Origin of the sequence: Lacticaseibacillus manihotivorans DSM 13343 = JCM 12514 (assembly GCF_001435035.1) — a bacterium.
Lineage (GTDB): Bacteria > Bacillota > Bacilli > Lactobacillales > Lactobacillaceae > Lacticaseibacillus > Lacticaseibacillus manihotivorans.
On the sequence record NZ_AZEU01000068.1, the window covers coordinates 1 to 928 of the forward strand.

General features: G+C 48.1%; 1 protein-coding gene and 1 pseudogene. Both read left to right on the forward strand.

The genetic code is table 11. The annotated features are described in order from the left end of the window. A partial coding sequence (locus tag FD01_RS03940; RefSeq protein ID WP_156647265.1) for an AMP-binding protein occupies nt 1-642 on the forward strand: 642 nt, incomplete at its 5' end. Continuing rightward, a pseudogene (locus FD01_RS03945) lies at nt 639-928 on the forward strand (D-alanyl-lipoteichoic acid biosynthesis protein DltB); the annotation flags it as partial. The gene FD01_RS03940 and the pseudogene FD01_RS03945, both read left to right, overlap by 4 nt.

A 928-nucleotide genomic window follows, 5' to 3' on the forward strand; every position in this document is an offset into this window, starting at 1 on the left:
GTCTACAACACTTATGGCCCAACGGAAGCCACAGTCGCAGTGACCGCCGTTGAAATCACCCCGGCAGTGTTAGAAAAATATACACGTTTGCCGATCGGTGTGGCCAAACCGGATACCAAGATTTCATTGCGTGAAGACTCGTTGCGCCAAGAAGATGGGCATACAGTTGGCGAATTGATGATCCAAGGCCCAAGCGTCTCCAAAGGTTATCTCAACAATCCTGAAAAAACGGCCAAAGCCTTTTCTCAAGCTGGCTATGCCACCGGTGATCTCGGTTATATTGATGAAGCAGGGATGATTTTCTACCGCGGGCGCACCGATTTTCAAATCAAGCTCAATGGTTATCGCATCGAGCTTGAAGAAGTGAACCATTACTTAAATGATTCGCCGCTGATTGCGCAAGGCGTGGCGATTCCTCAATATAATCGCGACCATAAAGTCGCCAAACTCTTGGCTTATATCGTGCCAGAAAAACATCACTTTGAATCTGAATTGCAATTGACGCAAGCGATTCGCAAATCGTTAGAAAGTACCATGATGAGCTATATGGTGCCGCAACGCTTTGTTTATCGCGAGGCGTTGCCACTGACGGCCAACGGGAAGGTGGCGGTCAAGCAGTTGATCGCTGAGGTCAACGCATGATCAATTTACAACCTTATTCAGATCCGCAGTATTTCATCTACTTGCTGATCGCGTTGATTCCATTGGCGGTGGGACTGTGGCATAGTCACCGCTTGAAAGTCTATGAAGTACTGGTGAGCCTCGGCTTTATTACCTTGATGTTCACCGGGGAAAAATGGACGCAAGGGGTCGCATTGCTGGGATACTTGATTTGGCAAGTGCTGGTGATCTTCGCTTATGCGCATTACCGCAAAACGCATAATCAAACATCATGGTTTGTGATCGCAGTGCTGGCCGCAATTTTGCC